At 38.6% G+C, this 25,875-nt stretch carries 24 protein-coding genes; 11 read left to right on the top strand and 13 right to left on the bottom strand.

From position 1 onward, the window contains the following. Positions 1-110 precede the first annotated feature (110 nt). The gene (locus tag ABIB40_RS11350; RefSeq protein WP_354359093.1) at positions 111-2,720 is read left to right on the top strand and encodes a glycoside hydrolase family 2 protein; all 2,610 of its coding nucleotides are present in this window, start codon (positions 111-113) and stop codon (positions 2,718-2,720) included. 174 nt (positions 2,721-2,894) lie between these two features. Here ABIB40_RS11350 and ABIB40_RS11345 read toward each other — a convergent pair whose 3' ends face one another. The 5 genes from ABIB40_RS11345 to ABIB40_RS11325 all read right to left on the bottom strand — a co-directional run bounded on the left by ABIB40_RS11345 (position 2,895) and on the right by ABIB40_RS11325 (position 7,824). Continuing rightward, positions 2,895-3,419 carry a GNAT family N-acetyltransferase gene (locus ABIB40_RS11345; protein WP_354359091.1) on the bottom strand — a complete coding sequence of 175 codons (525 nt, stop codon included), beginning with the start codon at positions 3,417-3,419 and terminating at the stop codon, positions 2,895-2,897. Further along, the gene (locus ABIB40_RS11340; protein WP_354359089.1) at positions 3,416-3,976 is read right to left on the bottom strand and encodes a thiamine pyrophosphokinase; all 561 of its coding nucleotides are present in this window, start codon (positions 3,974-3,976) and stop codon (positions 3,416-3,418) included. Before ABIB40_RS11340 ends, ABIB40_RS11345 begins: the two co-directional genes overlap by 4 nt. A 52-nt stretch (positions 3,977-4,028) precedes the next feature. Continuing rightward, the gene (locus ABIB40_RS11335; RefSeq protein ID WP_354359085.1) at positions 4,029-4,331 is read right to left on the bottom strand and encodes a HigA family addiction module antitoxin; all 303 of its coding nucleotides are present in this window, start codon (positions 4,329-4,331) and stop codon (positions 4,029-4,031) included. A 355-nt stretch (positions 4,332-4,686) separates the two neighbouring features. Then, complete coding sequence (locus ABIB40_RS11330; RefSeq protein WP_354359083.1) at positions 4,687-5,322, bottom strand: thiamine phosphate synthase; 636 nt, start codon at positions 5,320-5,322, stop codon at positions 4,687-4,689. Positions 5,323-5,394: 72 nt separating this feature from the next. Next, positions 5,395-7,824 (bottom strand): TonB-dependent receptor, encoded by a 2,430-nt coding sequence (locus tag ABIB40_RS11325; RefSeq protein WP_354359081.1) that lies wholly within the window; start codon positions 7,822-7,824, stop codon positions 5,395-5,397. Positions 7,825-8,402: 578 nt separating this feature from the next. Between ABIB40_RS11325 and ABIB40_RS11320 the strand changes: the two genes are divergently transcribed. The 3 genes from ABIB40_RS11320 to ABIB40_RS11310 all read left to right on the top strand — a co-directional run bounded on the left by ABIB40_RS11320 (position 8,403) and on the right by ABIB40_RS11310 (position 9,209). Next, the gene (locus ABIB40_RS11320; RefSeq protein ID WP_354359079.1) at positions 8,403-8,633 is read left to right on the top strand and encodes a hypothetical protein; all 231 of its coding nucleotides are present in this window, start codon (positions 8,403-8,405) and stop codon (positions 8,631-8,633) included. Continuing rightward, on the top strand, positions 8,626-8,796 hold the full coding sequence (locus tag ABIB40_RS11315; protein ID WP_354359077.1) for a hypothetical protein: 171 nt from the start codon (positions 8,626-8,628) through the stop codon (positions 8,794-8,796). Before ABIB40_RS11320 ends, ABIB40_RS11315 begins: the two co-directional genes overlap by 8 nt. 227 nt (positions 8,797-9,023) lie before the next feature. Then, positions 9,024-9,209, top strand: a complete 186-nt coding sequence (locus ABIB40_RS11310) for a hypothetical protein (protein WP_354359075.1) — start codon at positions 9,024-9,026, stop codon at positions 9,207-9,209. A gap of 85 nt (positions 9,210-9,294) precedes the next feature. Here ABIB40_RS11310 and ABIB40_RS11305 read toward each other — a convergent pair whose 3' ends face one another. The 4 genes from ABIB40_RS11305 to pnuC form a co-directional block, all read right to left on the bottom strand. After that, positions 9,295-10,257, bottom strand: a complete 963-nt coding sequence (locus ABIB40_RS11305) for a DUF6624 domain-containing protein (protein ID WP_354359073.1) — start codon at positions 10,255-10,257, stop codon at positions 9,295-9,297. Positions 10,258-10,291: 34 nt separating this feature from the next. Beyond that, a complete protein-coding gene (locus ABIB40_RS11300) occupies positions 10,292-10,519 on the bottom strand; it encodes a DUF2683 family protein (protein WP_354359071.1) in 228 nt (75 codons plus the stop codon). A gap of 137 nt (positions 10,520-10,656) precedes the next feature. Continuing rightward, complete coding sequence (locus ABIB40_RS11295) at positions 10,657-11,202, bottom strand: AAA family ATPase (RefSeq protein WP_354359069.1); 546 nt, start codon at positions 11,200-11,202, stop codon at positions 10,657-10,659. Then, a complete protein-coding gene (gene pnuC, locus ABIB40_RS11290; protein ID WP_354359067.1) occupies positions 11,186-11,785 on the bottom strand; it encodes a nicotinamide riboside transporter PnuC in 600 nt (199 codons plus the stop codon). Before pnuC ends, ABIB40_RS11295 begins: the two co-directional genes overlap by 17 nt. Positions 11,786-12,438: 653 nt before the next feature. Between pnuC and ABIB40_RS11285 the strand changes: the two genes are divergently transcribed. Together ABIB40_RS11285 and carB are read left to right on the top strand one after the other, a co-directional pair. Further along, a complete protein-coding gene (locus tag ABIB40_RS11285; RefSeq protein ID WP_354359065.1) occupies positions 12,439-12,759 on the top strand; it encodes a carboxypeptidase regulatory-like domain-containing protein in 321 nt (106 codons plus the stop codon). 206 nt (positions 12,760-12,965) lie between these two features. Next, positions 12,966-15,830, top strand: a complete 2,865-nt coding sequence (gene carB, locus ABIB40_RS11280; RefSeq protein ID WP_354359063.1) for a carbamoyl-phosphate synthase large subunit — start codon at positions 12,966-12,968, stop codon at positions 15,828-15,830. Between the two features lie 607 nt (positions 15,831-16,437). Here carB and ABIB40_RS11275 read toward each other — a convergent pair. The 4 genes from ABIB40_RS11275 to ABIB40_RS11260 form a co-directional block, all read right to left on the bottom strand. Then, positions 16,438-17,556, bottom strand: a complete 1,119-nt coding sequence (locus tag ABIB40_RS11275; protein ID WP_354359061.1) for a M42 family metallopeptidase — start codon at positions 17,554-17,556, stop codon at positions 16,438-16,440. A gap of 129 nt (positions 17,557-17,685) precedes the next feature. Then, the gene (locus tag ABIB40_RS11270) at positions 17,686-18,114 is read right to left on the bottom strand and encodes a GNAT family N-acetyltransferase (protein ID WP_354359059.1); all 429 of its coding nucleotides are present in this window, start codon (positions 18,112-18,114) and stop codon (positions 17,686-17,688) included. A 15-nt stretch (positions 18,115-18,129) separates the two neighbouring features. Then, on the bottom strand, positions 18,130-18,570 hold the full coding sequence (locus tag ABIB40_RS11265) for a hypothetical protein (RefSeq protein WP_354359057.1): 441 nt from the start codon (positions 18,568-18,570) through the stop codon (positions 18,130-18,132). Between the two features lie 265 nt (positions 18,571-18,835). Further along, positions 18,836-20,377 (bottom strand): acyl-CoA carboxylase subunit beta, encoded by a 1,542-nt coding sequence (locus ABIB40_RS11260; RefSeq protein WP_354359055.1) that lies wholly within the window; start codon positions 20,375-20,377, stop codon positions 18,836-18,838. A 611-nt stretch (positions 20,378-20,988) separates the two neighbouring features. On the opposite strand from ABIB40_RS11260, the gene ABIB40_RS11255 reads away from it, so the two are divergent. The 5 genes from ABIB40_RS11255 (at position 20,989) to ABIB40_RS11235 (ending at position 25,854) form a co-directional block, all read left to right on the top strand. Next, entirely contained in the window at positions 20,989-21,339 is a 351-nt protein-coding gene (locus tag ABIB40_RS11255) for a hypothetical protein (RefSeq protein ID WP_354359053.1), read from the top strand. Between the two features lie 105 nt (positions 21,340-21,444). Further along, positions 21,445-23,049 (top strand): SulP family inorganic anion transporter, encoded by a 1,605-nt coding sequence (locus ABIB40_RS11250; protein WP_354359051.1) that lies wholly within the window; start codon positions 21,445-21,447, stop codon positions 23,047-23,049. A 3-nt stretch (positions 23,050-23,052) separates the two neighbouring features. Then, complete coding sequence (gene can / locus ABIB40_RS11245) at positions 23,053-23,709, top strand: carbonate dehydratase (protein WP_354359049.1); 657 nt, start codon at positions 23,053-23,055, stop codon at positions 23,707-23,709. A 133-nt stretch (positions 23,710-23,842) separates the two neighbouring features. Beyond that, complete coding sequence (locus tag ABIB40_RS11240) at positions 23,843-25,036, top strand: aspartate aminotransferase family protein (RefSeq protein WP_354359047.1); 1,194 nt, start codon at positions 23,843-23,845, stop codon at positions 25,034-25,036. A 140-nt stretch (positions 25,037-25,176) separates the two neighbouring features. Continuing rightward, positions 25,177-25,854 carry a response regulator transcription factor gene (locus ABIB40_RS11235; protein ID WP_354359045.1) on the top strand — a complete coding sequence of 226 codons (678 nt, stop codon included), beginning with the start codon at positions 25,177-25,179 and terminating at the stop codon, positions 25,852-25,854. Positions 25,855-25,875: the final 21 nt, after the last annotated feature.

Here is a 25,875-nt window from a genome sequence, read left to right as displayed (position 1 = left end):
AAATAGTAGCGGTGGGTTTCAACCCACGGCATAACCAAGTTGATATTATTTTGATTTTTTATTGACCTAGCGTTATCTTCAACATTTAAAGCCTAATTGAAAAACTCCCGATGAAAAAAATCTTTTTAACTATTTTAATTTTTATTGCAGCTCTACAACTAAATGCCCAGCAAAACTATGAGCTAAATACTGGCTGGCTTTGCAAAAATATACAAGAAGTTAAAGAAAGCGGTAGTCAACTCTCTAATCCAATATTCGCTACCAATAATTGGATGATTGCCACGGTTCCAGGCACTGTGTTAACAACCCTGCTAAATAACAAGAAAGTTCCCGATCCCTTTTATGGAATGAATAATGAGAAAATTCCAGATGTTTACAACACCGGAAACGATTATTATACATATTGGTTTATAAAAGATTTTACAGAAAAGGCCAAGGGCGATGATCAAGTTTGGTTAAAATTTAGGGGAATAAACTATAAAGCAGATGTATTCCTAAATGGTAAAAAACTAACCGAAAAGCCAATAGAAGGAATGTTTTTGCGGTCGGAGTTTAACATCACAAAAGCACTTGCTAAAGATGGCAAAAACAGGCTAGCAGTAATTGTTTACCCGCCAGATTTTCCAGGAAATCCAAACGGAGGGCAAGGCGGAGACGGTACAATCGCAAAGAATTTAACGACACAATATACCGCTGGCTGGGATTGGATCCAGCCCATGAGAGATCGCAACACGGGTATTTGGGATAAGGTTGCCATTGAAAAAACACATGGAATAAATTTAAAAAATCCACATGTTATTACGTTGGTGCCAGGCAAACGTTTGCCAAACGTAAAGCAGGCGCCTGTAACTTTAAAGGTTTCGGTAGAGGCAGAAAACCCAACTGATAAGCCTATATCTGGCGTTTTAAAATATGAAATTGGGGGAATTACGGTAACTCAAACAGCCACTATTGCTGCCCACAGCAATAAAGAAGTGAAGTTTTTAGATATGGGTTTATCAAACCCAAAACTTTGGTGGCCAAATGGTTATGGTGCACAAAACTTGTACGACTTTAGCATCAACTTTGTTGCTGGAAAAAAAATATTAGACACCGAAAAGCTAAAAATCGGGATTAGACAAATAGACAATGTGTGGAATGCACAGACCAAAAGCATGGAAGCTATGGTTAATGGGCAGAAAATTTTTATCAAAGGAGGAAATTGGATCATTTCTGATGCTATGCTGCGGTTTAGCGATGCCCGTTACGATGCAGAAGTGCGTTATCATAAAGATATGAACCTGAATTTGATAAGAATTTGGGGCGGTGCTTTGTTAGAACGGCCAGAGTTTTACCAGGCCTGTGATAAGTATGGTTTGTTAGTTTTTCAAGATTTTTGGTTTAGTGGAGATTGTAATGGACGCTGGGTGGATCCCATGAAAAAAGAAGACCAATGGACGCGTAGAAAATATCCAGACAACCATCAACTGGTATTGTCTGCGATGGAAGATCAAATTAAAATGATTAGGAACCACGCGTCGCTCGCATTTTGGTGCGGTGGAAATGAAATTACGCCGCCCGATGATATTCTCAATCCTCTAAAAAACGATATTTTGCCTAGACTTGATGGCACGCGCATGTTATTCGATTTCTCTAACAGCGATAAAATGTCGTACAACAGCATCGGTGGTAACGGAGATGGTCCTTATGGCATACAAGACACCAAGACTTTTTGGGGAACAAAAACATATCCTTACAATTCAGAAGTTGGTTCGGTAGGTCTTGGCGACTATGTTTCTTTAGAACGATTTATGCCGGATAAGAATTTGATTCAACCAGAGGGAAAACAACTCGATTCTGTTTGGGAGTACCATAAATACATTGCTTACGATAATCATATTGATGCTTATGGCAAACCAAAAAATGCCAAAGATTTCGCAATGAAAGCTCAATTAGTCAACTATAATCAATATCGGGCCTTGATGGAAGGTTTTTCTAATGAAATGTGGAATTGGTACACGGGTTCGATTATTTGGAAAACACAAAACCCATGGACAGCTTTGCGTGGGCAGATGTACGATTACTACCTCGACCCGAATGCTTGTTTGTACGGACTTAGAAAAGGTGCGGAGCCGTTGCACGTAATGATGAACCCGTTAGATAGTATGGTTACCGTGGTGAACAATGGGTTTACAATACAAAATAATTTAATGGTGCAGGCGAAAGCTTTTGACATGAACGGGAAGGAATATTTCTATTCGCAGGTTTTTAATTCGGTCGAGCCCTCTTCTGTGAGACGATTTTTCCCGTTAAACGAATTTTTAAAAAAGCTAGATAAGAAAGAAGGCGTGTTTGTTTCCTTGCGGATATTGAAAGAGAAAGATAATGTTTTGAGCGATAATTTGTATTGGTTGCCTGGCAAGGATGGCAATTATGTGGGCTTGCAGAAAATGAAATCGGCACCTCTAAAAGCAGACGCTCGTTTTGTTACTGGCCATAAAGTAGCCATAACATTAAGTAATGCAAAAGGCAACCCAATTGCTTTTTTCAACCGTGTTGCTTTAATTAATTCGACTACAGGAAAGCGTATTTTACCTACTTTTTTTGATGACAATTATGTAAGTGTATTGCCCGGAGAAAACAGAACCATTACAGCAGAATATACAGGAAAACCCGAAAATATTGCCGTTGAGGTTTATGGCTGGAATGTTGAAGCGCAGAAAATTAAAATAGGAAAATAGATTTCTTATCAAAAAGCACGCAGAGCTTTTCACAAAATTCACGGAGTAAAGTATGCTGTTTTTCTTTGAGACCTTTGTATGGTTTGCTTGGTGCCCTCTGTGGTTTAGTCTTTTGCCACAAAGTGCAAAGAGCTTTTCACAGAGTAGAGGCATCTTGTCTTTAATCTTTGCTCCTTATTCCTTGCTCTCAGAAACCTTAACGCCCTCAACCTTCTTCTCCATCACAAAATCATCCATAAAAAAACCTCCACCTATGTCAATCTTAACATCTTCAATAATCTCAAAACCAAGCTTTTCATAGAAAAACCTCGCCTTGTTAAATTTATTTACGTTTAACAGCAGCGTTTTTCCTTTAACTGCCCTAACGAATTTCAGCACCTCATCCACAAGTTTCCAGCCCAGTCCTGTGCCTTGCGTTTCGGGCAATACGTATAATTTATGCAATTTATAGGTGTGGGCTTCTGCATCTACCAAAGAAAACCCGGCGAAGCCGAGCGCTTGGTGATGTTGTTCTGCAATCAAAAATATATGTCCTTCTGCCATCTGCTTAGAGAGCTCGGTTGCGTTGTACATTTTATCGAGCATATAGTCGACTTGTGCTTGCCCAATAATTTCTAAATAGGCACTTGGCCAAATATCTTTCGCAAGATTAAAGATCAAACCAACATCTTTCTGGGTAGCCTTTCTAATGTGTATCATAGCGCTTCGCCAATAAAAATAGTGCTACCTGTAAAACCAAACTTCACAAAGCCGTCGCTAATTACCTCGTATTCGTTGTTTTCCAGAGATTTTAAATTGGTTGGCGTTAACTGGTCGTTGCCAAAAACCTTAAAGATAATTCCGGCAGGCTTCCAGACCGAAAAGCTAGGACTAATGACATAATATTTATGGGTACTTGTAAAAACTACCACGTTTATTTTGTCGCACCAACCGTAAAAACGCCCTGCGTCGAATGTCTCGGTTATGATGTTTACGGCTGGGAATTGTTCTCGTTGAAGATAAGAAAGTGCGGTGGCCAAAGAGTCTGTAGAAGAGTTGATCAGCTTTGTATATTCTTGCACATCTTCTACCTTCCCGTTTACAAGCACATCAACTTTAATATTCCAAGACGAAATTTTATCATACGATTTAGCATTTACCAATAGAGTTGGGCTCCATTCTAACAGTTGGCCGAGTAGTTCCTCCTCAAACTCGCCAATTTCGTCTATGTATAAAGCGGGTTCTTGTTTTTCTCTAACAATGTGGTGTGAAGACATAGGTGCGAAGTTAGGAAATAAAAAATTCCTACGACAAAATTGCTATCAGAGATTAAGATGCGTATACATATTTGTCTAAATAAATGGCGTTATTTTTAAACTCTTTTTCTGCTTCTCTCAAATCATAACTAGTTTGAAGTTTTAACCAAATGGCTGGCGTGCCTCCAAATACCTTTGCAATCCTCAATGCCATATTCGGAGAAATTGAAGCTTTGCAGTTTACAACGTTGCTTAACGTTGGCCTGGCAACTTTAAGCAATTCTGCTGTTTCCTTAACGTTCAAGTTGTTTGCCTTCAAAATTTCTTCTCGGAATATTTCTCCTGGATGTGTGTTCTCGCTGATCCCTCTTTCCATAACTTATAGCACTTAATTTTTTTATGATGTCTTAATGCGTGTCCTCTAAACTTAAATCATAGGCATTGCTGTTTTTGCAACTTAAGTAGAGAACATGTGTCAGTATTATATTAAGGCAACAGCCAAAACAATTTAAAGTGGCGGTGAATTAGCGAAAGCTATATAATAAACAATGAAGCGTTCCTAAATAGTGATGCACTTACAATTCTCAAACTCGCCAATCTCGTTTATGTGTAAAGCGGGTTCTTGTTTTTCTCTTACAATGTGGTGTGAGGACATAGGTGCGAGGTTAGGAAATAAAAAATTCCCACGACAGCATAGTGTCCTAGGAATTTGCAAATTTACTTCGCCGTATTTAAGCTTTTACTGCATTGTAAAAACCTTCATATTCATCTGCAAAGTCATTTGTAAAATTAAGAGCGTGCGAAACCGCAACACCGTAAATTCCTGTTTTCATTAACGCCGGAACATCTTTTAGCTCCACGCCTCCCACAGCAAAAATGGGAAGGTCGAGATTTAATTCCTTAAATTTTTCTACTGCTTCTTTATACGCTGCCAAAGAAATGAACGGGTAGTCATTCGGCTTGGTTTTGGTTTCGGCAAAGGGACCGAAACCAAAGTAATCTGCACCAGTTTTTGCCATTCTCAATAAATTATTTAGCGTATTCACAGAACCTCCAAGTGTCAAATCATTTCCCAGTTTTTTCCGCAAAGCGATGAAATCTGCATCCATAGCTTCTATGTGAAAACCCTGGATGTCGGCTTTGCCGGCTAAATGAACGTGATCGGTAACAATTAAAGTGCTTCCCCAATCGTCGCAAATGGCTGCAATGGCATTAATATCTTTCAACAGTTCCTCATCAGTTTTACTTAGGCAACGGTACTGTATCCATTTCGCACCCGCTTCACAGGCCAAAGTTGCCTGTTCAATATGACTTCTATGGGGAATATCGTGTGTAATAAATTGGAATTTTTCTATATATTTTTCCATAATTAAAACTTAGTGTCCTATCAATTTAGCAACTATTTTACTCAATAATTTCCTCTTTAGGAGGTAGGGAGTTTAAATTTTTATGTTCAAGTTTAATAGAAAATTGGTGCCAGCTTGTGGATAGTAGAAATTTTCTGTCACCACACCATTATATAAATAGCTATAAGTGTATCCATTGCTTGCATATTTTTTATCGAAAAGATTATTTACAAGCAAACCCAAATTTATGTTTTTTAACTTAAAGGCCTGAAAATTATAACCCAAGCGCGCGTTGTTTACCCAATAACCATCTAGTTTTCTGGCATTGTTTTGGGTATTGTCTAAGTATTGCTTGCTCACATATTTGCTTTGTAAGGCAAGGGCAAAACCCTTTGCAGGTTTGTAAACCAATTCGCCAAATAATACCGCATTTGGAGAGTAAGAAATATCTGTTAAGTTGTATTTATTTATAATCTGACTAGAATCATCTTCCCCTATGTATTCGATGAAGTTCTTAATTTTATTACGACTTATAGCAGCATTTGCATTTAGGGCAAATTGACTGTTGATTTGGTAAGAGCCATCTAATTCTATTCCTATGCGATAACTTTTATCTACATTTTGACGATACGGGCTACCCACATCGTTAATTCTGCCGGTAAGCACCAATTGGTTTTTATAGAACATGCCATACGCGTTTACTCCGAAATTTAATTGCTCTTTTTTGTATCTATAGCCAATTTCAACATCATTTAAATTTTCTGATTTTGGAAAAGCCTTCATACCTCCATCTACATAATCATCGCGGTTTGGCTCTTTGTTTGCCACGCTAAACGATGCGTAAACATTTTGTTTGGTATCGATAAAATACGTGGCTCCAATTTTTGGGTTAAAGAAATTTAGGTTGTCTTTAATGTCCAGACTATTTAATTCATTCTCAGTTCCTTTAATTGTATAATTTATTCTGCGGTACTGCAAATCGACGAAGAAATTTAACGCCTCAACGGCACTATAATTGGCTTTCAAATAAGTGTTAAAATCATTTTTATTTCCTTCATTATAGTAGTAGTGCCTGTCGATGCTTCCATTACTTGCATATTGCGCCCAAATAACTTGGCCATAATGTCCGCCTGTATATTGATTGTATGCACCACCCAAAGTAAAGTTAAGCGCTTTTTTCGGTGCATAACTAAAGGCGTAAGTTAACCCATAAAAATCGTTATCAAGCCATCTTCTGCGCACTAAATTTGTAGCTTTTACAGTGTCACTTCCAATAATAACTTCTTTTAAACCGTAATTTTTAAGTGAATCTGCCTTAAGAAATTCTTCATAATATCCGGCGCCTTTTGTGTAATGCAAAGCGCCATTAAAAGAAAATTTATTAGAAATTTCTCGCGCGTACAACAACTGATAATGACTTTGATTGTAATTATCTGTTTGGTTATTGTAAGTAAAGCTGTTGTATCTAAAACCAGAGTTTAACAGATTTGCTGCATCTTCTCCATCTAATGGTACTCTATCAATGTAGGCTTTCATCCCCGGCACATCATTATTGTACCGAGATTCTGGAATTCCGTTCCAACTTTGATAGGTTTTTTCCTGACCAGAAAATATGTTGATGCGAAGCAAATCTTTATTTCCCTGATAAGCGCCTGTTAAAAAGTAAGATTTTAATAAGGAAGCACCTCTATCTACATAACCATCGCTGCTAATTCTAGAAAGGCGGCCATCAAAACTAAATTTATTGTTTATTAGCCCCGTGCCCAATTTAACGGTGTTTTTCCAAGTATTAAAACTGCCATAAGTGTTGTTTACCTCGGCATAAGGCTCAACTTCTCCGTTGGTGGTTTGAATATTTAAGCTCCCACCAAAAGCACCAGCGCCATTGGTAGAAGTTCCAACTCCACGTTGAATCTGGATGTTGTTTACAGAAGATGCAAAATCGGGCATGTTAACATAAAAAGTGCCTTGGCTTTCGCTATCGTTTATCGGTATCCCGTTTACGGTAACATTTGTTCTGCTGTTATCGCTTCCGCGGATGCGTATGCCCGTATAACCTACGCCTGCACCAGCATCAGAAGTAACCACAACGCTTGGTGTGTTCTGCAAAATAAAAGGCAAATCCTGCCCAAAATTATTTTCTTCGATGTCTTTTTTACTTATGTTCTTATAGGTGGTCGCCGATTTATCGTTTGCTCGGGTTGCCCGTACAATTACATCTTCTGCTAAAAAAACTTGTTCTTTCAAATCGAAGTTTTGGATGATGTCAGCAGTTACATCGATCACTTTTGTTATATTTCGATAGCCTACAAAGCTTACTTTTATTGTTTTTTTTCCTCCCGGGATGTTTTCGAACCGATAATTCCCGCTGGCATTTGTTGCCGTGGTAAAGTCGCCAATTTTTACCGTAGCACCATTAATAGTTTTGTTCCCGTTTGTAATTTTTCCGTTTACCACAAACTGTGCACATGCAAAACAAGGTATTAACGCGACCAGTAAAGCCACTAAATTAAATTTTTTCAAGTTTCGATTTTCTTTAGTTAAACACCTCGGGCATAGGGGTAAACCCGATTCTAGTTAAACTTCCATAACTCCAATCCCTACGCCGGCATTATCCGGATCAGGTGCATTTAAGGTTTAGGGTTTAAAGGTCTAGGGTTTAGGGTTTGCACAACCTTTAACCTTACCCCTTCTACCTCTCACCTCAAAATGGGTATGTTCTCAGCCTGTTTTTGTGTTTTACAAACAAGGCACCCCTAATGATGGCGCAAATGTATAAAATTATACTTAGATACCCAGTACATTATCATTTCTTTTGAATTAACCGCCGCACCTTGCAGGCATCCGCCAAAGCAGAGGGAATTGCAAGTGTAATAAAAGGTAATTCCCCTCTCTCACAGAGGGGTGGTCGTGTCAAAGACCTCACTTTATGATAGGCGGAGGCGTTCGCTGAGGGATAAATTATCGATAATTACTTATTTGATTAAAGAGGTTCATTATTTTTAAGACGAAACCCAAAATACTTAGTTTTACATCCTACGCTGCACATCATTATCCATACGATAATAAATCGTTATATTTGTGTATGCAATTTCTCAACAATGAACAGACAAGCAATTATTGAACGTACCGTAAATGCAATAAAGCTTCTGCCTGAAGACAAAGCCGCAGAAATTTCAACCTTTGTTGACTTTGTTTTTAAGCGATACGAAGAATCGCAAGTAACTGAAAGTATTCAAAAATTAGCTTCGGAAAGTGAAGCATTCCGGTTTCTCGAAGAAGACGAAGAAATATATTCGCTAGCCGATTTAAAAGAAGTTTTCAATGGCTAAAGGCGACATTGTTCTCATTGCTTTTCCCTTTACAGATTTAACTGGTAAAAAGTTGCGCCCAACTGTAGTGCTTATAGAAAACATTTTGGATTTGGCTGTTTGTTTCATAATAACTCAAATCGGGTGGAAAGAGCCTATGGATGTGATATTTCGCCAAGCCTAGAAAACGGCATCAGGAAACAGTCATTAATACGGACAGGCAAAATAGCAACATTGGATAAAGCATTGGCAAAGGGGCTTTTGGGCAAGTTGTCAGAAGCGAAAGTTGTCGAATTGAATGGAAATCTTACCAAATTAATACAACTGTCTTAAAATGTAAGGGTGTGTAGTAGAGTGTACCTCAGGCCTGTTAAGTGCACTTTTAACTCTTGGAAGCTTATTAAAAACGTAATGCTTTACTTTTCTGGAAACTTGCATTTGCAAGAAGAAATTAATTATCTCCACACTACTTACGTAAATTGTGGTGCTATATGCGGCAATTGGTGGAAAGGCAAATTACAAGAATTTGAGCCTGCGTATTTTAATTTTCATTTGTTTAGAGACGGAAGTTTAAAGTATGAGGTGGTGAATTATTGATGGTTTAATAATGTCTCTCCTACGGGAAACATCAGAGAATAATCATTAGCAAATTGAAATATAAAAGTTCGGAATCAAAAATAATCTACCAAGTTTTCCCCTTCTCCTGTTTCTCCAATTCAGGCATCTGTTTTTTATATTCAGCTACACTCCAGATAATATTCCACTGTTTTACATAAACAGCAAGGGGTTCGAGCCCGACCTCTGCTCGTCTTTTATCTACATTGTCGGGATCCTCAAGAGGCGAAACACAATTTCCCCCAGTTTTTTCATATACACCAATTTGGCTACCATAAATTTGTCGCTTTCCTTGCCGAATGTTTATACGATCTTCCAATAAAGCTAACGCACTACCCTTTGCATTTCCACTCTTTACAGCTTCTCTCAACATCGGTAGATACTTCTGTTGTGTTTTTAAACCAGCGTGTTGTATCACCAAAAATAAAGTCATGTTTGCAATCCCACCAACTTTATCAACCCCAACCCATCCGTCCGTATCTAAAATTTCTGTAACTTCAACTAGATTAGTGCTGTCTTGATGCATCATCACTTTCCCTAAACTATCCACCTCTCTACTTTGATAACCAAACTCTTTCTGTGCTGACAAATATTTAACCCTAATGGGTTGGTCACTATCATAGATTTTCAATAATTTAGCACGGAGAGGCTTGTCCAAAAACGCTTCCTTTTTATCAACTTCTTTTTGTATTTCAGTTAGTAAAACATTCCATTTTTCACTCTCATGTAATGCAATTAAGTCGCTATCTGTCGTTGTATGCTCAAAATTTGACCATCCATTTTTTAATGCAAGGTTTAGCCATTCGAATGCTAATTGCTTGTTGCCAAGCAACGACGCTGCACATCCTGCATTATAAAAATCAAAGCCGCTTTTCTGTTCAATTTTAAATGCTTCTTGATACTCGTCAACAGATTTCTGATATTGTTTGATTTTGTAAAGGCTATCTGCCTGATCAACAATAGATTGATATTTCTGCCCATAGGTAACTGAACAAATAAATAATAGTACGGTGGTGATAGTTAGTTTCATTTGGTTATTGTTTAAAAGATCCCTACACCATGTATTAATCAAGCTTGCACATGTTGTGAAACTCTTCGACCGTCATCTTTCTTCCTTTGCCATTTTTTAAATCCTCATCACCTTGTTTTATTTTCTTTACAAACTCTGAATCATAAGGCTTCTCCTCGTCTTTTGATAGTTCGAATTTAATTTTAAGCGCTTTCATAAACGCTTTGATGGCATCAATTTGCGAAGTATCTGCCGGATATGCCTTAATATTTATGGCTTCCATAATTTAACGTTTAACGCCAATAATTAAATTGGCTTTGCGAGCTGATTGAGTTTTTTCAACCCCCAATAATACAAATATACAAGAAATTGAATAAGGTTTTTCTGATCTTGATAAGGTGACGGTTTTTAAGAAATGGGCTAACTACCTTTGTGGTTGGCCGATAAAAAAATATCAACGGCCCCTATCGCATTTTCAAATCGCTCTTCTCCCAAACCACTAATAACCTTATAACTTGCGTTTAGCGCTTTCAATTCCTTGTGCCAAACCTCCATAAAATATCCGCGTTGGTTTGGAAAGTCTCTCAATGGGTCGTCTTGCCAAGGCAAATCAATGTCCATCAACAAATATAAATCATAGGTTCTTTCTGGCAGCGCATCTAACACCACTTGGGGCGTTTCGCCGAGCATCTCATCGCTCCAAATCTTTACGGTTACAAACGTTGTGTCACAAATAACAAAATCTTTTTCTGTGGTCGCCAATACCGCATCTTCCAGGGCCAATTGACCAAAAAACATGTTTTCTTCGTCTTGCAAAGTACACGGCCGGTTAAGGGTAGCACAGTAATAGCGCGCATATTCTGGTATCCAATCTACACAATAATGTTTGGCTATCTGTATTGAAAGGGTAGATTTGCCGGTGCTTTCTGGGCCAACAATGGCAATTTTTTTAATTTGTTTGTTCACTATGTGTTTTTTTCCATTCTAAATAACCCATCGAAGCAATATAGATGTATATGCCATACATTATCGAGGTTGCATACAGGCCTTTGTAAATATACAGGCCAACATAAATTAAATCTACAAAAATCCACATCAGCCAATTTTCTAGTACTTTCCTAGCAAGAAAAATTTGTGCTACCAAACTTATTGCAGTACAAAAACTATCCAAATATGGAGAAGCAGCATCGGTTTGTTGATGAAGATAGAAGCCTAATCCGCCTGTAAAAATCAATAAACCCAATAAAGATAATAGAAGCTCTTTTTGCTTTATTAAACCAATTCGCCGGGGTTCTTTAGCACTTTTTCGTTCTTTGCTCCAATAATACCAACCATAAATATTCATCGCAAGAAAATAAAACTGCAAACCGGTATCTGCGTAGAGCTTGGCTTCAAAAAAGATAAAAATATAAATGGTAACGCTTATAATGGCAAATGGCCAATTCCAGATAATGTTTTTTGCGGCAAGGTAAACACATAATATGCCGGTAAACACACCGCACCATTCCAGTAGGCTGGTTTTTAGAAAATAGCTTATAATTTGCTCCATGGATTGGTTTTGCCAAATGTATAAAAAAGATGCAAAAAAAACCGGTCGTAGCGGGGAGCTGCGACCGGAATTTAAACCAAACAAACTATTTATGAAGAACCTCTATGCGCGGTTAACTACTCCGCCGAGGTACCTTAGAATTAACTAAAGTATTTAGAAAACGCATGTTTAAGGCACTTATTACAAACCTTCGACAACAATTTCGTTACAATTAAAAAAGGTTGAGACCGAGGCTAAGGTTGAGAGAGGGAAGGCAGAAAGACCAAAGAGAAATGAGCCTGAGGGCTGGAAGGTAGAAGGTTTACCTCGTAAACGTTTTGGTTAGAGGGAAATCAGAAGCCGAAGGTCAGACAGATGCAGAGGACATTTTTGGTAAAGAAAATAAAATTGTAAATTTAAACAGGCTCTAAATTTCTATGCGCTCTCTCATATTATATTGTTTCTTGCGCTAACGACTGTAATGGCATCCTTTTATCCTGCTTCTTTTAGTAGGATAAAAGATACAATGGAAGGCGTGTAAAAGCGCCCAAATTATTTTACCCGTTTCAATTTTACTTCTTGCAAATTATTAAAACTTTTGCAAGATAAAAAACTAATGCACCAAATGTCCATTTCGTTCGTTATCTCGACAAAGTTGAGTATTTTAGAGGCTTATGAAAAATTACCGCAAATTAATCATCGGCGCTTCGTTTGTTGCCATGATTTCCTTTGGCTTCGTAAAAATTAAGATGGGTGCTATTAGGGGGCAAGTAGCGCCTGGTGGTGCTGTCGGCTCTATTTATCTAATTGAGGGAATAGATACTTTGGCAAGAAATTCCGATCAACAAAATTTTACTTTTAACAATTTAAAAGAGGGCGTTTATTCTATTTTAGTTAAAGGAAATAACAATTATCGCGATAGCTTAATTAAAAGTGTTGCGGTGAAAGACAGTTCTACCACAGATTTGGGGTTAATTAAACTCATTACAAAGTAATTGGCGACTTAATAGCTATTATCCCCGAAGGCGAAAAAAAGCTATTAAATTTTTGTAAAAACGTTTTAAAATATCCTTAAAAAACTTACCTTTGCATCCCGACAGAACAGTTGGAATTTTTCTTTTTAAAGCAAAAAAACCTTCTTGCTTTCTCGGTTTCAAATGAACCGATTTTTTAAAATTTATTTATTGTCTAAATATTAATCATGCCTAAAGACACCTCCATACGTTCGATTTTAATTATTGGTTCTGGTCCTATTATTATCGGTCAGGCTTGTGAGTTTGATTATGCAGGCTCGCAAGCCGCATTATCGCTAAAAGAAGAAGGAATTTCGGTTTCCATAATCAACTCTAATCCAGCCACTATTATGACGGATAAAGTGATTGGAGACCATGTATATTTAAAGCCATTAACGGTAGATTCTATAGAGGAAATATTAATTGCACATGCGGAATCTGCAGATTTACCAACTATAGATGCGGTTCTTCCAACTATGGGCGGTCAAACTGCACTAAATCTTTGTATTGAAGCAGATGAACGCAGCATTTGGGCTAAACATAACGTTCGGATAGTTGGTGTTGATGTTGCAGCGATAGAAAAAACAGAGAATAGAGAAGCATTCCGTCAGTTGATGGTTGATATTGGTGTTGGTGTTGCAGAGTCTAAAATTGCAAACTCGTTTTTAGAAGGTAAAGAAGCCGCACAAACTATCGGTTATCCTTTGGTAATTCGCCCATCTTATACCCTTGGTGGCTATGGTGGTGGTTTTGTGCACAATAAAGATGAATTTGATTCTGCATTAAAGCGTGGTTTGGAGGCATCGCCAACGCACGAAGTGTTGGTGGAAAAAGCAGTTCTAGGTTGGAAAGAATATGAATTGGAGTTGTTAAGAGATAGTGCCGATAATGTAATTATTATCTGTTCGATAGAAAACTTCGATCCAATGGGCATCCACACCGGCGATTCGATTACCGTTGCACCCGCCATGACTTTGAGCGATCGTTGTTACCAAGACATGCGCAACCAAGCGATAAAAATGATGCGTGCCATTGGCACATTTGCCGGGGGTTGTAACGTGCAGTTCTCTGTAAATCCTGATAACGACGAAATTATCGCGATAGAGATTAATCCAAGGGTTTCTCGTTCGTCGGCATTGGCAAGCAAGGCAACTGGTTATCCAATTGCAAAAATTGCTGCTAAATTGGCCATTGGTTACAATTTAGATGAAATAGAAAACCAGATTACAAAAACAACCTCTGCTTATTTTGAGCCAACGTTAGATTATGTAATTGTAAAAATTCCTAGGTGGAATTTCGATAAATTTAAAGGCGCAAATAAAGAACTTGGCTTACAGATGAAATCTGTTGGCGAGGTAATGGCAATAGGGCGTACATTTATAGAAGCTTTGCAGAAAGCTTGTCAGAGTTTAGAAATTGGACGTGCTGGTTTAGGCGCCGACGGCAAAGAGGTGCGTAATATTAACGAGATAATGGATGGTTTGGAGCACGCTTCTTGGAATCGCCTGTTTTTGATAAAGGACGCCATGCGCATGGGCGTTCCCTTGGAGTCTATTCGTAAGGTTACCAGAATTGATAAGTGGTTTTTAAACCAGATACAAGAATTGGTAGCTGTAGAAGTAGAGTTAAAAAGATATTCGCTAAATAACATTCCTTACGATTTCTTCTTCAACTTGAAACAAAAAGGATTTTCTGATATTCAGATTGCCTATTTATTAGGCAACGTAACCGAAGATGAGGTATTTGATAGACGTACCGAGTTGGGAATTAGGCGTGTGTATAAAATGGTAGATACCTGCGCTGCAGAATTTCCCGCACAAACGCCTTACTTCTATTCCACTTTCGAGGAGAAATCATCTGGAGATAATTTAGAGGGATCGAACGAGTCTATCTCGAGTAAAAATAAAAAGGTTATTGTGTTGGGTTCTGGTCCTAATAGAATAGGACAAGGAATAGAGTTTGATTATTCTTGCGTGCATGGATTATTGGCGGCAAAAGAATCGGGTATCGAGGCCATCATGATTAATTGCAACCCCGAAACGGTAAGTACCGATTTTAACATGGCCGATAAATTATATTTCGAGCCGGTTTTTTGGGAACATGTAAGAGAAATTATCGAGTTGGAGAAACCTATGGGCGTAATTGTTCAACTAGGTGGCCAAACGGCTTTAAAAATGGCCGAAAAGTTAAAAGAACATAATATTCCAATTATTGGTACAGCTTTCGACGATATGGATACTGCCGAAGATCGCGGTAGGTTTTCTGATTTATTAAAAGAGCTAGGAATTCCATATCCAAAATACGGCGTGGCAGAGAATGCAGAAGAAGCTATTTTAGTTGCACAAGAGGTTGGTTATCCGGTATTGGTTAGACCAAGTTATGTGCTCGGCGGACAAGGCATGAGCATTGTGATAAATGACGAGGATTTAGAGAAAGCGGTAGTTAAATTACTTGGTGATTTACCTGGAAACCGTGTGTTGATCGATCACTTTTTAGATCGAGCAGAAGAAGCCGAATCTGATTCTATTAGCGATGGAGACGATGTACACATTATAGGTATGATGGAGCATATAGAACCTGCAGGCATTCACTCAGGCGATTCATTTGCTGTGCTGCCTACCTTTAGCCTAAGCGAAAATGTAACCAAGGCGATGGAAGAATATTCTATAAAAATAGCCAAAGCTTTAAACGTAATCGGGCTTTTAAACATCCAGTTCGCTGTAAAAGATGAAAAAGTATATGTAATCGAGGCAAATCCAAGGGCGTCTCGTACGGTGCCATTCATCGCGAAAGCGTATGATGTGCCTTACATTAACATTGCCGCTAAGGTAATGCTTGGAGTAGCTAAATTAAAAGATTTTAAAATAGAACGTAAGCTGAAGGGCTATGCGATTAAGGAACCGGTATTCAGCTACAATAAATTTCCAGAGGTTACCAAGGAGCTTGGGCCAGAAATGAAATCTACAGGAGAATCTATTCGATTTATTAAAGACTTAGAGGATCCATATTTCCGTAAGCTGTACACAGATAAATCGATGTATTTGAGTAAGTAGGGGCGGAGATTGAGCGCCCGTCATGTTGACGGCAGGAAACATCACACTTGCTATGGCCAAACCTATTTGTGAGACTTTTCGATGCGCTACCATTGATGTTTTTGCATAAGTTATTTACTATCAGTTAATTAAATCATATCTCATTTTTATTACTCGTCCCTTCAGTCTTACAAAAAATGACCACCGACTCTTCCTTAGGTTCTCCTGACCGGAGGAGCGTCTCTCTTTTTCTTGATAAAAAGAGACAAAAATCAAGGCTTGCACCTCTTTGGGTAAAAATTCGCCAAGCTGTTTTACATCGATTCTTCGAGGCCGCCCCTTGCTCATAACCTCGCGCGGCTGCGAATCCTCTTCGCACCAGTAACCCCGCAGTTCTCTGCAAGCAGCTTTAGGCGCTTTCTCCTCCAAACTGCTGCTAGGCCGGGAGTAGCGAGATGGCTAAGCAAAGCGATATAGCTAGCTTAAACCAAAACGTCATTTATATTGATTTACATGAAATATATTAAACCTCAACGTGACGATCCCGATTTAAGGAATCGCCACGATTGCGCTTTATTATTGCTCCATAGTGGTTGGCCCTAACCCCTAAACCTCTAACCCATAACCCTTATTTAAATTCTCTAAAATCTTGGTCAGCTTTTAGGTCTAGTAAACTATGGTAGATCAAACTAATTACATTATCTACATCTTCTTTGTGCACCATTTCTACGGTGGTATGCATGTAGCGTAACGGCAAAGAAATCAACGCAGATGGAACCCCGCCGTTAGAGTAGGCAAAAGCATCGGTATCTGTGCCTGTAGATCTAGAAGATGCTTGGCGTTGAAACGGAATGTTGTGTTTTTCTGCAGCCTTTATTAAATGCTTGTTTAAGTTGGTCTGTACAGCTGGTGCGTAAGAAACAACTGGGCCTTTACCTGCAAACAATTCGCCTTGCGTATTTTTGTTGATCATAGGCGTTGTCGTGTCGTGGGTTACATCGGTAACAATCGCTACGTTTGGTTTAATTCGATCGGCAATCATCTCAGCTCCGCGCAAACCAATTTCTTCTTGTACAGAGTTAACAATATACAATCCGAAGGGAAGCTTTTTCTTGTTCTCCTTTAACAAACGGGCAACCTCGGCAATCATAAAACCACCTACACGATTGTCTAGCGCTCTACCAACATAGTACCTGTCGTTTAACACCATAAAGGTATCTTCGTAGGTAATAACACAGCCCACATGCACGCCTAATTTTTCTACCTCCTCTTTAGTGGTACAACCACAATCTAAAAAGATATTTTTTAATTCTGGCGTTTGTTCTTTTTCGCCACCATGCCTGGTATGGATGGCAGGCCAGCCAAAAACCGCTTTTACCATACCTTTATCGGTGTGGATGTTTACGCGTTTACTTGGGGCAATTTGATGGTCTGATCCGCCATTTTTGATCACATAGATCAATCCGTCGCTGGTAATGTAATTTACGTACCAAGATATTTCATCGGCATGTGCTTCAATAACCACCTTGTAATCTGCTTTGGGATTGATTACGCCAACAGCAGTGCCATAATTATCTACAAAATGCTCGTCTATGTAAGGCTTTAAATATTTTAACCACATTTTTTGCCCTTCCCACTCATAGCTTGTTGGTGCAGGGTTATTTATGTACTCTTCAAAAAATTGTAGTGATTTTTTCGTAACCACTTCTACATGTTTTGGCTTTTCTTCTTTTTCTTCTTTTGACATTTTTATAAATTTTGTAAACATTCAAGATTTAGTCTCGTTGCCAAGCTGAAAGCTTTATTCAATTTTATCATTTTCGACTAACCTCGAACATGAACCATTAACCCTAAACGGCTTAACGCCTAAACCTTTCTACTCGATCAAATTAAAGTATTTTTCCATCACCACAAAATCAAACCCATCTCTAGAAAAAATAGTGTCGGTTTTGATGAAGCCAAATTTAGTGTAAAACCCTGTAGCGTTAACCCTGGCGTTGCACCAGAGTTTCTCTGCTTGTTGAATTTTACAAAAATCTAAGATATACCGCATCAGTTGAGCTCCTAGTCCTAATTTTTGAGCGCTTGTTAATATGGCAAGTTTTCTGAACTGATAAATATTTCCTTTCTGAAATAAGGAGACAACCCCAGTTAATTTATGGTCGAGGTATAAGCCAAAGTGAATCCCGTTAAAATCATCTGCAAGTTTTACACTATCAAAAGGTAATTCGGGGTACATCACTTCATGCCGAACGCGCCAGGTTAAAGATGGGAATATTTGTTCTACTTGAATTAGAGGGTCCAAATTTAAAAAGCTTAATTATTGAATGATATTTAACACAATCTTCGGAATAGCAGAGAAACCTATGGTAAACTGATTCTTTCCTAAAGCAGAGAAGCTATTGTTGTTTAATGAAATATTTCGCCCATAATAAAAGTAGAAGCCGAGTAGGCCAACGCCGATCTTTGGTGTTGCAACCGGCTGCGTTTTGTTAAAATCTGTATATAGAGAGAAATCGGTTCTTGCAATTAGAACGCCGTCAAAAACATAAGCTGTACTTATTTTTGGCGCAACAAGAAAATTCCTATTTACCACAAATTCTGTGTCCCCGCTTATTAAAAAGCCTGAATCTTTTTTGGTTTGCCAATAAGCGGAGTATATGCTAACATCCGCATAAACCGATTTCTCAATACCAAAGTCAACGCGTTTTATCCAACCCTCCTCATCTTGCCCGCTAACTTTTGTAGTGAAAAAAGCCATTATAAAAAGCAGTATTAATCTGTAGTGCATTATGATAGGTAGTTACTAAATCGATTATCAAAAGTTTATCCCTTAATTAAACACCCCGGTCTGCGACCATCCCTCTAAAAGAGGGGAATTCCCGCTCACATTGTTTAGTACAGCTACAATTTCTCTCCTTTTGCAATTGAGCTATAAAAGCAGGGTAGTTCTTTTTGAGAATTGATCATGCATAAGCGGTATTATTAATTTTATTTTCATCTTAAAGTTATTGATGATTTCTCCGTTACAAAGGGATGTTTCCATGTTTTTTCCGAGGATTATTCACGACTTTATTTTCGAGCATTTTAAATGCTTTAATCAGTTTTATTCGCGTTTGCGATGGTTCTATCACTTCATCTACAAAGCCGCGTTCTGCTGCGCGATAAGGATTGGCAAAAATGTCGGAATATAGCTTTTCTTTCTCCAGCCATTTTTTCTCTGGATTTTCGGCTGCGTTTATTTCTTTTTTAAAGATAATCTCTGCGGCTCCTTTGGCACCCATCACGGCAATTTCTGCACTAGGCCAAGCGTAATTTAAATCGGCACCAATGTGTTTGCTGTTCATTACGTCGTACGCACCACCATAAGCTTTACGGGTAATTACTGTTATTCTCGGCACGGTTGCCTCGCTAAAAGCAAAAAGTAGTTTAGCCCCATTGGTAATTATTCCGTTCCATTCTTGGTCAGTGCCGGGCAAAAAGCCTGGCACATCTTCTAGTACCAATAACGGAATGTTAAAACAATCGCAAAAGCGTACAAATCGAGCTGCCTTTTTAGAAGAATTGCTGTCTAAAACGCCTGCTAAGTAAGCCGGTTGATTGCCTACAATGCCAATACTCCTTCCAGCCAAACGCGCAAAACCTATCACAATATTTTCTGCATAATCTTTATGCACTTCTAAAAAACTATTTTCATCACATAGCGAAGAGATAATTTCTCGAACATCATAAGGTTGCGAAACGAATTCGGGAAGTAAACTGTTTAGAGCTGGTCGGGTTTCGTCAGACGGTTCATAAGGCAAAAATGCTGCGTTTTCTTCGCAATTTTGCGGCATATAGCTCAGTAAATTTTTCAGTTTTGTAATAAGCGCAATTTCATTCTCGCAGGCAAAATGCGTTACGCCAGATTTTACGGCATGGGTATTTGCACCGCCCAATTCTTCTGACGAAACTTCCTCGTGCGTAACGGTTTTTACCACGTTCGGCCCTGTAACAAACATGTAAGAGGTGTTTTCTACCATCAACGTAAAATCTGTAATCGCCGGCGAGTACACTGCGCCACCAGCGCAAGGGCCCATAATACCCGAAAGTTGTGGTATAACACCCGAAGCCTGAACGTTTCGGTAAAAAATATCTGCATAGCCACCAAGAGAAACAACCCCTTCTTGTATACGTGCGCCTCCGCTATCGTTTAAACCAATAAGTGGTGCACCGTTTTTCATCGCCATTTCCATCAGTTTGCAGATTTTTTCGGCATGGGTTTCTGATAGTGAGCCTCCAAAAACAGTAAAATCTTGAGAAAAAACATAAGTTAACCTACCGTTTATGGTGCCATAACCAGTAACTACGCCATCGCCGAGGTATTTCTCATTTTCCATGCCGAAATCGGTGCTGCGGTGTGTAACCATCATGCCAATTTCTTCGAAACTGCCTTCGTCTACTAGGAAATGGAGGCGTTCTCTTGCGGTCAGTTTTCCTTTTTTATGCTGACTAGCGATTCTTGCCTCCCCACCGCCCAGATTTGCCCGATTAATTTTGTCATTTAAAACGTCTATCTTTTCTTGCATATCGATTTTTCAAGTTTTTGATTTTTTCAACCAGCTTACCCATACAACTAGCGTCGAAAAAAAGTTATACGCCAACCATAATGGGATTTACTAAACAGCTGCGGCGTTTATGGTAAATATAGTGAAGATTACAAACGTAATGTTAATTAAAAGAGTAAACATCGACAACATTTTTGTTGTTTTTGAATGTTCTACTAGTACATTTTCGACAGTTATTGCCAATGAAAACTGGAGGGCTTTTGTTTAATCGATAACGAAATTGTAATGATGAAAAAAATAATGGCATTACGTTAACAAATCGGTTTTACCGCGTTGCCAACAATCTCTCTCGATGCATTGAATGATTAGGAATTTTATCTGGCGAAGCCGAATAACTAATTAGGTTAACAAGAAAAAAAGGGACTGTAATCAACCAATAGCCGTTTTGAGAACTTTATCGAAATATTAATTCTTGGCATATAACTGAGCCTTTTTCCATATTAGTCGGGCAGGGCAATACCTAATCGACACTAAATATTGCTTTTAATTTCATCCGCTTTGCGCTAAAAAATTAGTTTAAATGGAATATTTATCGCCTTATGTTTAAATTTTTAAATTAATTCCACGTAGTTTTGCAACAATTGAAAAACAAGAAATACAAATATAGCATCGTTGCAATCTTTCTTTTTGTCTTTATTGCGAAGATGGTTATTTCTGGTGCGCCCGTGTTTTTTGCAAGTGCAGACAAGGCTATTATGAATGCCGTGATTATGCAAATTGAAGTAACGCATGGCCCGAGCGACGACGGAAACGACGGTTTAAAGTTTACCGACTTTAAGTTGCTTGAGGTTACACAGCCAATAACAAGCTTTTCGTTTTTGTATTCTTTTATAGAACTGAAAAGAGACGAACTGCGAAGTTCGAAACGGCTGTTCACTTCCTATCATCCTACGGTAGCAACGCCGCCCCCCAATTTTAGTTGATTTTTTATGTAAATACCGCTGTGTGTAAACTTACACGTAGCTGCCTTGCTGTTTTGTGCAGCAAAGCATGTCTTTATTTCAAATTTTAGATCAACTATACTTTTCATGCAAAAATTCAAACCGGCATTCTCTAAATCAGATGCCAATAAATATATATTAAAAAAGAACTTAAAAAAAGACCTGCCCGCTAGTATTGTGGTCTTTTTGGTTGCTTTGCCACTTTGTTTGGGCATTGCACTTGCCTCTGGCGCTCCGCTGTTTGCAGGGATAATCTCTGGAATTATAGGCGGTATAGTGGTAGCTTCCTTTAGCGGTTCTCAACTTAGCGTAAGCGGGCCGGCTGCCGGCCTAACGGTTATTGTTTTGGGTGCAATAACTTCCCTGGGCAGTTATCAAACCTTTTTGCTTGCAGTTGTTTTGGCAGGAATATTTCAACTTATTTTAGGTTTGATAAAAGCTGGAACGATTGGAAATTATTTTCCGTCTAGCGTGATAGAAGGCATGCTTGCTGCCATTGGACTGATTCTTATTTTAAAACAATTGCCGCATGCGGTTGGCGTAGATACCGATTTTGATGGGGACCAACAGTTTGTACAGAGCGATCATCAGAATACTTTTTCTGCCATTGGCGATGCACTTAGACATGTAAGCTTAGCGGCAATCGTTATCAGCGTGCTTTCTATCGCCATACTTTTGCTTTGGCCAAAAATTAAGAAATTAAATATTGTGCCCGCGCCTTTAATTGTAGTTGTGTTGGGTATTGTTGTTGGTTTTTTGTTTGCTGGCTCCAACTCCGGTCTGCGCGCTAATCAAATGGTAGAAATACCCGTTGTAGGTAATTTTGGAGAATTTTTAGGGTTGTTTACTATGCCCGATTTTTCTGCACTTGCAAACAAAGATGTTTATATTGTTGGGGCAACAATTGCCGTGGTAGCTAGTTTAGAAACCCTATTGAGTATAGAGGCAGTCGATAAAATCGACCCAATTAAACGCGTTTCGCCGACAAATAGAGAGCTACTTGCGCAAGGAATAGGCAATATTTGTAGCGGTATGATTGGCGGATTGCCCGTAACGGCTGTTATTGTAAGAAGCTCGGCAAATGTTGGCGCAGGGGCAAGAACGCGCTTATCGGCAATATTTCATGGCGGTTGGCTTTTGTTATCCGTTTTATTCATCCCACAAATTATAAATTTAATCCCACTATCTTGTTTGGCTGCAATTTTACTGGTGGTTGGTTACAAGCTAGCCAGAATTAGTTTATTTAAGCACATGTATAGAAAAGGATGGGATCAGTTTGTACCATTTGTGGTAACTATTTTAGCGGTTCTTTTTACCGATTTGTTAAATGGCGTTGGCGTGGGTTTACTTGTATCAGTATTTTATTTATTGCGTACAAACATGAGAAATTCTTACTTTTACAAAGTGCAACAAGAAGGCGATAAAAAGCATCTTAGAATAAAATTAGCAGAAGAAGTTTCCTTTTTAAACAAGGCGGCAATACAGGTTTTATTAATTAATATTCCTAAAGATAGCCATGTAGTTATAGATGGGTCAAATGCTAAATATATCCACCCAGACGTGCTCGAAACCATATTCAACTTCGAAGAAAATGCCTATACCAAAGGAACGGTAGTGACATTGGAAGAAATTAAAAAAAATTATGTAGTATCAAAAATGAATAACAAAATTGCTAACGAAATAACGAGCTAAAACATGTGTGCAAAGAAAATAGAATCATTAGACATTAACTGCGATACCCTACTTCAAGGAAATAAAGATTGGGTAAAGGAAGTGTTAGAAGCCGATCCCGGTTTTTTTGAGAAATTATCGGCTGGACAAACACCGCCTGTTTTGTGGATTGGTTGTTCAGACAGTCGTGTGCCTGCAAATCAGATTACCAATACCATGCCGGGCGATATATTCGTTCATAGAAACATTTCTAATATAGTTGTACATACCGACATGAATATGCTTTCGGTACTGGATTATTCTGTAAATGTGCTAAAGGTTAAACACGTAATTGTTTGCGGCCATTATGGCTGCGGTGGCGTAAAGGCTGCACTAGAAAATAAACCTGTTGGGATTATAGACAATTGGTTAAGGAACATTAAAGATGTATACAGAACTCACATTAGAGAGATGGAAACTATTAAAGATCCTGAGCAAAAATTTGATCGTTTGGTAGAACTTAATGCAATAAACGGTGCGTCGAATGTTAGCAATACTTCCATTGTTCAAAACGCTTGGGCAAGCGGGCAAGAATTGTCTGTTCATGCATGGGTATATAGCCTAAAAACAGGGTTGATTAAAGATTTAAAGTTTACAGGTTCTAGTTTGGACGATGTAAGCGACGTGTTTAAGCTTACCTAATTTATGAAATCGGCCCGCAAATTTTGCGGGCCTTTTTTTAACCTTAGCGCTAGGTGGTTAATCCTTATGTCGCACAAAACTAATATTAGCCTGCTTGCTAAGTAATTTTAGCTTTATTGGCTACTTTTGCTTTATGCTTACTCAACGTCAACTATTTTTACAGCATAATGCACAAACATCTCCAACACCCCTTTTATTAGAATTTGTAAGGGCAAAAGGCATTTACATTTATGATAGTGCTGGTAAAAAACATTTAGATTTAATTGCCGGGATTGGCGTAAGTAATGTTGGGCATTGCCATGCAAAAGTAGTAGAGGCGGTGCAAAAACAGGCAGAAACGTACATGCACTTAATGGTGTATGGCGAGTATGTGCAAACGCCACAAGTAAATTTTGCCAAGGCTTTGGCAAACGTATTGCCAGAAAGTTTAAATTGCACCTACTTCTTAAATTCTGGCACCGAAGCCGTAGAAGGGGCAATGAAATTGGCAAAGCGCTATACGGGTCGCCAAGGGTTTGTGGCCTGCAAAAATGCTTATCATGGCAGTACGCACGGAGCAGAAAGTTTAACAGAAAGTGAAGAGTTTACCGCAGGTTACGGGCCTTTTTTGCCGAATGTGCGTTTCATCGAACATAATAAATTAGCAGATTTAGACATCATCGATACCACGGTTGCTGCTGTTTTTATAGAACCGATACAGGGCGAATCTGGTGTTCGTGTTGCAGATATAGCTTACATTAAAGCGCTAAAGGCAAAGTGTGAAGAAGTAGGTGCTTTGTTGGTTTTTGATGAAATACAATCTGGCTTTGGCCGAACCGGAAAACTATTTGCGTTTGAACATTATGGCGTAGCGCCCGATATTTTGTTATTGGCCAAGGGAATTGGCGGCGGGATGCCTATCGGCGCTTTTATCAGTTCGGCAGAGATCATGACGGTTTTATCACACACACCTATTTTGGGCCACATGACCACTTTTGGCGGTCACCCGGTTTGTTGCGCCGCAGGTTTGGCCACGTTAAATGTGCTCTTGGATGAGAAAATTGTAGAAGATGTAGCGCGTAAAGGACAGCTTTTTAAAAAATTACTAAAACATCCGGCCATTAAAGAAATTCGGGGAAAAGGATTGATGTTGGCCGCAGAATTTGAAAACTTCGACATTAATAAAAAAATAATCGATGCCTGTATTTTAGATGGAGTGCTGTCTGATTGGTTTTTGCATTGCAGCAATTCCATGCGCATTGCTCCTCCGTTAATTATCACCGATGGGGAAATTGAAGAAGCTTGCGCCATTATTTTAAAAAATGTGGAAGCAGTTGCTCAACATTAACCCAAGTGTAAAGCCATAGCAACAATGTTTTTTTGTGATCACCAGAATCTTTAACTTTCTCTCGTTTTTTGATTGCTAGATTTCTTATTGAGTAAAAAAGTCTCCATATTGCTTTAACTATATAATTCTTCAAAACCTAAATGAATATTCTAATTGTAGAAGATGAAAAAAGCCTGGCCTTAGAAATTAACGAATTTTTGAGCAAAGAAGGGTTTACTGTTGAACATGCCTGGAAAAAGGCATCGGCCGAGGAGAAAATATTTGTAAACAGTTACGATTTTATCCTCTTAGATCTTGGCTTGCCAGATGGCGACGGGTTTGACATATTGAAATTGTTAAAATCATTTAAGGATAGAGAAGATGCCGTAATTATTTTAACCGCCCGTAGCGCTGTAGACGATAGAATTAAGGGATTGGATGGCGGTGCTGACGATTATCTGCCTAAGCCATTTTCTCTCAACGAACTTTTGGCCAGAATGCATGCCATTATCCGCAGAAAGCATAAGCTAGAAAACAACGAAATTAATGTCCACGGTTTTCTGTTAAACATTCAGAATAGAACTGTGGCCTTTGGCAATGAACGGTTGAACCTTACCAAAAAAGAATATGAAATATTCAACTACTTGGTGTTGAACAAAAACCGCGTAGTCTCTAGAATGGGTTTAACAGAACACGTTTGGGGCGATATTTTAGAAGTCAACTCTGATTCTAATTTTGTAGACGTACATGTTAAAAACCTACGTAAAAAGCTGGTTTGTCTTAGCGATATAGATTGGTTTGAAACTGTTAGAAGTATTGGTTATCGAATTAATTGTTAGCCATTAGTTTAGTTTTTTTTG

The sequence above is a fragment of the Pedobacter sp. UYP30 genome (genome assembly GCF_040547165.1).
Classification (GTDB): Bacteria; Bacteroidota; Bacteroidia; order Sphingobacteriales; family Sphingobacteriaceae; genus Pedobacter.
This window is presented reverse-complemented; position numbering and strand designations above follow the sequence as displayed.